The sequence below is a fragment of the Poseidonocella sp. HB161398 genome (genome assembly GCF_005870025.1).
Lineage (GTDB): Bacteria > Pseudomonadota > Alphaproteobacteria > Rhodobacterales > Rhodobacteraceae > Mangrovicoccus.
Genome location: NZ_VATA01000045.1, coordinates 46,946 through 53,534, shown reverse-complemented (window position 1 = coordinate 53,534; position 6,589 = coordinate 46,946). Strand labels below are relative to the sequence as shown.

Here is a 6,589-nt window from a genome sequence, read left to right as displayed (position 1 = left end):
TCACCTCCACCTCTTCCTTGAGCCGACGGTTCCCGCAGCGCAGCTCGGCCAGTTCGGCGGCCTCGGCCTGCTGGCGCCGGATTGCCTCAGCCGGACCCGCGGCGGCGAGCTCGAGCCGCCAGCCTTTCCGCTGCGACGCCGTCACGCCAAGTTCCCGGGCAACGCTGGTTTGGGTGGTGCCCGGCTTGGACAGGCGGGCGACGGCCTGTTCTGTGAACTCGGCAGTGAAGGGGCGGCGGGGCTGTCTGCTCATCTGGGGTCCCTCACAGCGGGAGCAAGATAACTCCCAGTCCAGGATCCGGGTGCAAGGTCACCTTTTTCCGAGAGAGGCCGGCAACTCGACGCTTCAGCTTCGAGTACCGATCCTCGAGCATCTTCAGCCGCCTGGACCAATGGCGCGTCATGGCGACTCGCCGACGGCATCGACCCTCGTGTTTCTTGCGCCAGTGGCAGACCGTTGCCTTGGCAATCCGAGCCTTGCGGCACACCCCGGCCACCGATGAGCCGTCCACTACATGCTTCAGCGCAAACGCAATCCGCGCCTCCGTGAACTTGGGCCTCTTCATGGACTCCTCCTCGCCCCGCACACGGGATCGCAACCGGAAGGGTCCGTCTCGGATTGGTCCGGCTCTCTGGCAGCGGGCCGCGCGGCTCGGACCAGCGGCGCCGGAACGGCCGACTCTGGCGGCGCGGCAGGCCGGACAGCACTTCTGCGTCAGGCAGGACCGGACGGCATGCGTCGTGGAAACGGTCGCCGGACCGTGTCCGAGCCTGCTCTTTCCGCGAAGGCCGCGGGATGACCGCGCTCTCGGGCTCTGCGGGCGTGCCGGCCTGTCCCTGGATCGAACCAGGCCGCAAGGGAGACGCGCCGCCCCAGCCAAGTGTTGAAACTGCACCAAGTCGTCCGTCGGTCGCCGCGGGCATGAGGCTTCGGCATGCAGCCGATCCGGCATTCGGGACGCCCGCACTGGCCGCCACTCCCCGATATGCGCAACAAGGCGCAGTTGACGTCTGGCGGCGGGAGCTGCCATTGGTACAATTTGCATATTGAAGATGAGATGCGCGCTCTGCGGGCCATCGGGAAGAACATGTACGAGGTGTCCATGAGATCGCATTCCGCATCCGTACCGGCCCAGCACGCGTCGCCAAGAGCCGGGGCCACCCGCTTCCTCGCCGCCTCCGCCCTTCTCTGCTCTGCCCTCTTGCCCGGGCACGCGCACGCCGGCGAGGTGGAGGACTATTCCGGCATGAGGCTGAGCCTGCCCTTCGGCTTCTACAACGAAACCTTCGGGCTCACCGCGGGCTGGGTCCTGGGGCGGGTCGGGTATCCGCAGCCGACCGCCCGGGTGCTGGGAACGGTCATGGCGGGCTCCGAGGGTTCGCAGCTCGCCTTCGCGATGGCGCAGGATCTGCGCATCCCCGGCATCGACCGCCTGTTCATCGATCCGGTCCTGTCGCTCGGCCATTACGGCGATGCCGATACCTATATCGACGGCAATCCGGATTTCGCCGGCCAGCGCGCCGGCACGAACGACTCCGACCAGGACAATTTCCTGTCCGGCAATGTCTCGGACGTCTTCTCGCGCGTGCGCTTCAAGTACCTCCTGCCGATCGGCCACGGGCGCGACCAGATCATCCCCGACTACAAGGTGCTCGACGGCGCCCTCTATTCCGGTGCCACCGGCGCCGCGTCGCTAGATCCCTTCGAGAGCGGCCGCAGCTTCTTCGAGATCCGGCCGTTCCAGCGGGCCCTGGACATAGACGGCGAGGATTTCGACGGCGACATCCGCACCAATGGCGTCGATGTCGCCTATTTCTGGGACAACCGCGACTTTCCCTACAACCCCTCGGCGGGCAATGGCGTGAGACTGCAGTATTCCCGGGATTTCGGCCTGTTCGACAGCTCGGATTCCTGGACGGTCGTGCAGGCCGAGGTCGATGCCTATCACGATTTCGGCCGGAGCGGTTGGTTCCGGAACCGGATCTTCGCCTTCGATCTCTGGACCGCCGACACGCCCTCCTGGGACGATGACGGCGATGTCATCCGCCACCGCGCCCCCTCCTATACCGGTGCCACGCTGGGCGGGCTCTGGCGGATGCGGGGCTATCCGGCGCAGCGGTTCAACGACCGCTCGGCCATCTACTATTCCGCCGAGATGCGCCTGACCCCGCATCGCAACCCCTTCGACAACTGGCCGGCCGTGCAGGACCACCTGGGCGTCGAATGGATCCAGATCGTTCCCTTCGTCGAGATCGGGCGCGTCGCGGGCAGCTACGACCTCGGAGAGCTGCATTCCGACATGAAATGGAACGCGGGCGCCGGCCTGCGCGCCTGGGTCCAGGGTTTTGTCGTCCGGGCGGATACCGCCTTCTCCGACGAAGGCATCCGGGTGCAGATGATGATCGGGCAGCCCTTCCAGTTCTGATCCGGGCCCCGATGGCGGGACCGCCGGCAGGGGCACGGGGCCTCTTCGGCGCAGGGCAGAGTCGCGCCGGGGCGGCAGGCAGTCACCGGCCGGGGCATGACCGCGCCGTCCCGGCCGGAGAAATTGGAAAAACAGGATCACCAAAATCCGAATTCATCCCGGATCGCTCCGCGGGTTCGGCGCAAGATGAGACAGTTTTGGCGCGATAGCTATTCGCCAGATGCATATTTGATCTGCATCAAAGGACGGGAAATCGCCCGGTTTTCCGGAAACCCGTCAGAAAAATCCTTCAAAATCCCTCAAAATCAACCCGTTATAATTCCGCAATGAATTCTCACTTTTACGTGCTCTCCCGCAGGTTGCAGGCGCGCTGCGGCGCAGCACTTGCATGTCCCGCGCAACAAAATAACTTCGCCGCGGGGAGGCCCTGGAATTTGGGGTGGCAAGATGGAATTCAGAAAACGGCAGGCGGACCGCCAGGTAGACGTGCTTCTGGTGGGCGGAGGCATCATGAGCGCGACTCTGGGCGTGCTTCTGCACGAGCTCGAACCCGAGTGGTCAATTGAACTCACCGAAAGGCTGGATCGGGTCGCATCCGAGAGCTCCAATGGCTGGAACAATGCCGGCACCGGGCATTCCGCGCTCTGCGAGCTGAACTATACGCCCGAGACCCCCGACGGCTCGATCAACATCTCCAAGGCGCTCTCGATCAACGAGCAGTTCCAGATTTCCCGCCAGTTCTGGGCGCATCAGGTCGAGGCCGGCGTGCTGAAGGAGCCGAAATCCTTCATCACCCCCGCCCCGCACATGAGCTTCGTCTGGGGCGAGCAGAACGTCGCCTACCTGCGCAAGCGCTACCAGGCGCTGGTCAAGAGCCCGCTCTTCGCCGGGATGAAGTTCTCCACCGACCGCGAGGTGATCGCCGGCTGGGCGCCGCTGATGACCCGCGGGCTCGACCCCGACACGCCGGTCGCCGCGACCTGGGCGCCGCAGGGCACCGATGTCGATTTCGGCGAGATCACCCGGCAGTTCCTGGCCTCGCTGCAGCAGCACCCGAATTTCGACATGCGCACCGGCCGCACCGTCACCGGCATCCGCCGCAATCCCGCGGGCGGCTGGCGCGTGACCAGCACCGGCGCAGGCGGCACGGAATGCGTCGATGCCCGCTTCGTCTTCCTGGGCGCGGGCGGCGGGGCGCTGCCGCTTTTGCAGATGTCGGGCATCCCCGAGGCCCGGCAGTATGCGGGCTTCCCGGTGGGCGGCTCCTTCCTCGTCTGCGACAATCCCGAGATCGTCCGCCAGCACGCGGTCAAGGTCTATGGCAAGGCCGCGGCCGGCAGCCCGCCGATGTCCGTGCCGCATCTCGACCGCCGCTGCATCGACGGCCGCGAGATGCTGCTTTTCGGGCCCTTCGCCACCTTCTCGACCAAGTTCCTGAAGGAAGGCTCGCTCTGGGACCTGCCCAGCTCGATCACCGGGCGCAACCTGCTGCCGATGCTGCAGGTCGGCTACCGCAATTTCGAGCTGGTCGAGTATCTCGCGGGGCAGCTGCTGCTGACCGAGAAGGACCGGATGAAGGCGCTGCGCGCCTACTACCCCGAAGCCCGCGACGAGGACTGGCGGCTGTGGCAGGCGGGACAGCGGGTGCAGGTGATCCAGAAGGATCCGGGCCATGGCGGCGAGCTGAAGCTCGGCACCGAGATCGTCACCGATGCCGATCGCAGCCTTGCCGCGCTGCTCGGCGCCTCGCCGGGGGCCTCGACCGCCGCGCCGATCATGCTGGACCTGCTGGCGCGGATTTTCCCCGATCGCGTCGAAAGCGCCGCCTGGCAGGAGAAGCTGCGCCAGATCGTGCCGACCTATGGCTGCGACCTGCGCGACGCGCCCGAGCTGATCGCGCGCGAATGGGCCGAGACCTGCTGCACGCTGGACCTGCTGGAGATCGGCTTCGACGAGGTGCGCAGCCGGATGGACCAGTTCCGCGCCACGGTGGTCGCGCCGCTCGAGGGCCAGGAGGCCGCCTGACGGCCTCCCCTGCCCCGCCGGAGCCGGCGGGGCTGCCCTGGGTCATCCGAGATAGACCCGCCCCTTGGGATAGCGCACCCGCGGCTGCGCGCGCGTCGCCAGGAAGAAGCCCAGCGTCAGCGGCCCGACCCGGCCGAGGAACATCAGCAGCATGATGACCGTCCGGCCGAGCCCGTCGAGCTCGCCCGTGGCCCCGCGCGACAGGCCGACCGTGCCGAAGGCCGAGACCACCTCGAAGGCCAGGTCGGTGAATTCGCCGTCATGCGAGATCGAGATCAGGAACATGCCCAGCATGATCGTGATCGTCGACACCGTGGCCAGCGCCATCACCTTGAACACGTCCTCGGGGCCGAAGCTGCGGCCGAAGGCGCGCATCACCGTCTCGCGGCGGAAGAAGGCGACCGTGGCGATCAGCAGCACGCAGAGCGTCGTCACCTTGATCCCGCCCGCCGTCGAGGTCGAGCCGCCGCCGATCAGCATCAGCGCCATCGTCAGGAGCACCGTGCTGTCATGCAGCTGCGAAGTGTCGACCGTGTTGAACCCCGCGGTGCGCGGGCTGACCGCCTGGAACCAGGCGGCGCCGATCTTCGCCCAGGGCCCGCCGAGCGCACCGAGCGTGCCCGGATTGCGCCATTCCAGCGCCGCGAAGAGCACCCAGGACAGTCCCAGCAGCGCCACGGTGCCGGTGATCATCAGCTTGGAATGCAGCGTCAGCCGCTGCCAGCGGCGCTCCTCGGCGAGGTCGCCCAGCACGATGAAGCCGAGCCCGCCGACGAGGATCAGCGCCGGGATGGCGAGATTGACCACCGGATCGGTGACATAGCGCGACAGGCTGTCCGGGAAGAGCGCGAAGCCCGCATTGTTGAAGGCCGAGACGCTGTGGAAAAGCGCCATCCACAGCCCCTCTGCGGGGCCGAATTCCGGCACGAAGACCGTGCTGAGGACCATCGTGCCCGCCAGCTCCGAGATCACCGCGACCCAGAAGACCAGCCAGACGATCGTGCGCAGCTCGCCATAGCCCGACTGGTTCAGCTCCTCGCGCAGCAGCAGCTTGTGCGGGATGCCGATCGGCACGCCCAGAAGGAAGAGCAGCAGCACGGCGAAGGCCATCAGCCCCAGCCCGCCGAGCTGGATCAGCACCAGGATCACCGCCTGGCCCGCGAAGGTGAAGACCGAGCCGGTATCGACCACGGCAAGCCCCGTCACCGTGACTGCCGAGACCGAGGTGAAGACCGCATCCGCCCAGTTCAGCGTGCCGTCATGGCACAGCGGCAGCTTCAGGAGCCCCGCGCCGATCAGGATGCAGCTGAGATAGAGCAGCGCCAGCGAGGCCGGGGGCGAATGCATGATCCCCCGCGACAGCGCCGGAACGCTGTGCCGTGTCAGGGCCATGGCAGGCTCGCCGCGAAGGTTCTCAGGTCGGCCCGCCGCCCCAGCAGGATCAGCAGGTCGTCCTTTTTCAGCGTGCAGTCCTGGCCGTCGAAGCCCAGATACTCCGTGCCGCGCATCGCGCCGACGCAGCGCAGGTCGTAGTCGGGATGCTTCAGCTCCCGGAGCGAGACGCCGTCGAGCTTCTCGGGGACCTTGAAGTTCACCACGTGGAAGCCGTTGCCGAGGCTGACATAGTCGCGCACGATCGGGTTGTGCAGCACCTGCGCGATATGCTGGCCGACCTCGACCTCGGGATGGATGATCCGGTCGACCTTCAGCTTCGACAGGATGCGGTGATGGGTCTTCGACGAAGCCTTCGCCCAGACCGTCGGCACGCCCATGGTCTTGAGGTTGATCGCGGCGATGATGCTCGATTCCAGATCGTCGCCCATCGCCACCAGCGCGGTCTCGCAATCCGCGATCCCCGCCTCTCGCAGCGCGTCGTCGTCGCGCACGTCGATGATGACCGCCCGGCTCAGCTCGTCGGCCATGTCGGTCACCCGGGCCTCGTCATGGTCGACGCCGATCACGTAATTGCCGAACCGCATCAGTTCGCGGGCCACGGTGGTACCGAAGAGCCCGAGACCCAGCACTGCGAAGTTGCCGCTCTTGCGCGGGCCGGGAGGCTTGAGAAGCGCCATGTCCGACTTCCTCCTTGTCCAGTCACAAGCGCTACTGCGCCGTGGCGCGAAGGGCAAGAGGAGGCC

The 6,589-nt window shown here is 66.8% G+C and carries 6 protein-coding genes; 2 read left to right on the top strand and 4 right to left on the bottom strand.

Annotated elements, in window-relative coordinates:
* Positions 1-253 (bottom strand): transposase (locus FGX59_RS26270; protein WP_171060840.1); only part of this gene is annotated, 253 nt, incomplete at its 3' end.
* A 10-nt stretch (positions 254-263) separates the two neighbouring features.
* On the bottom strand, positions 264-566 hold the full coding sequence (locus FGX59_RS39825; RefSeq protein WP_171060839.1) for a transposase: 303 nt from the start codon (positions 564-566) through the stop codon (positions 264-266).
* Between the two features lie 681 nt (positions 567-1,247).
* On the opposite strand from FGX59_RS39825, the gene FGX59_RS26260 reads away from it, so the two are divergent.
* Positions 1,248-2,426, top strand: a complete 1,179-nt coding sequence (locus FGX59_RS26260) for a hypothetical protein (protein WP_171060838.1) — start codon at positions 1,248-1,250, stop codon at positions 2,424-2,426.
* Positions 2,427-2,873: 447 nt separating this feature from the next.
* Positions 2,874-4,451 (top strand): malate dehydrogenase (quinone), encoded by a 1,578-nt coding sequence (gene mqo / locus FGX59_RS26255; protein ID WP_138470096.1) that lies wholly within the window; start codon positions 2,874-2,876, stop codon positions 4,449-4,451.
* Between the two features lie 42 nt (positions 4,452-4,493).
* Here mqo and FGX59_RS26250 read toward each other — a convergent pair whose 3' ends face one another.
* Positions 4,494-5,843 carry a TrkH family potassium uptake protein gene (locus FGX59_RS26250; RefSeq protein ID WP_138470095.1) on the bottom strand — a complete coding sequence of 450 codons (1,350 nt, stop codon included), beginning with the start codon at positions 5,841-5,843 and terminating at the stop codon, positions 4,494-4,496.
* Complete coding sequence (locus FGX59_RS26245; protein ID WP_138470094.1) at positions 5,834-6,523, bottom strand: TrkA family potassium uptake protein; 690 nt, start codon at positions 6,521-6,523, stop codon at positions 5,834-5,836. The genes FGX59_RS26250 and FGX59_RS26245 overlap by 10 nt, the downstream gene beginning before the upstream one ends.
* Positions 6,524-6,589: the final 66 nt, after the last annotated feature.

What these genes read in the sequence shown, in the direction of transcription:
- FGX59_RS26260 (WP_171060838.1), top strand. Translation starts at nt 1,248, where the DNA reads ATGAGGCTGAGCCTGCCCTTCGGCTTCTACAACGAAACCTTCGGGCTC.
- FGX59_RS26250 (WP_138470095.1), bottom strand. Translation starts at nt 5,843, where the DNA reads ATGGCCCTGACACGGCACAGCGTTCCGGCGCTGTCGCGGGGGATCATG.
- mqo (WP_138470096.1), top strand. Translation starts at nt 2,874, where the DNA reads ATGGAATTCAGAAAACGGCAGGCGGACCGCCAGGTAGACGTGCTTCTG.
- FGX59_RS39825 (WP_171060839.1), bottom strand. Translation starts at nt 566, where the DNA reads ATGAAGAGGCCCAAGTTCACGGAGGCGCGGATTGCGTTTGCGCTGAAG.
- FGX59_RS26245 (WP_138470094.1), bottom strand. Translation starts at nt 6,523, where the DNA reads ATGGCGCTTCTCAAGCCTCCCGGCCCGCGCAAGAGCGGCAACTTCGCA.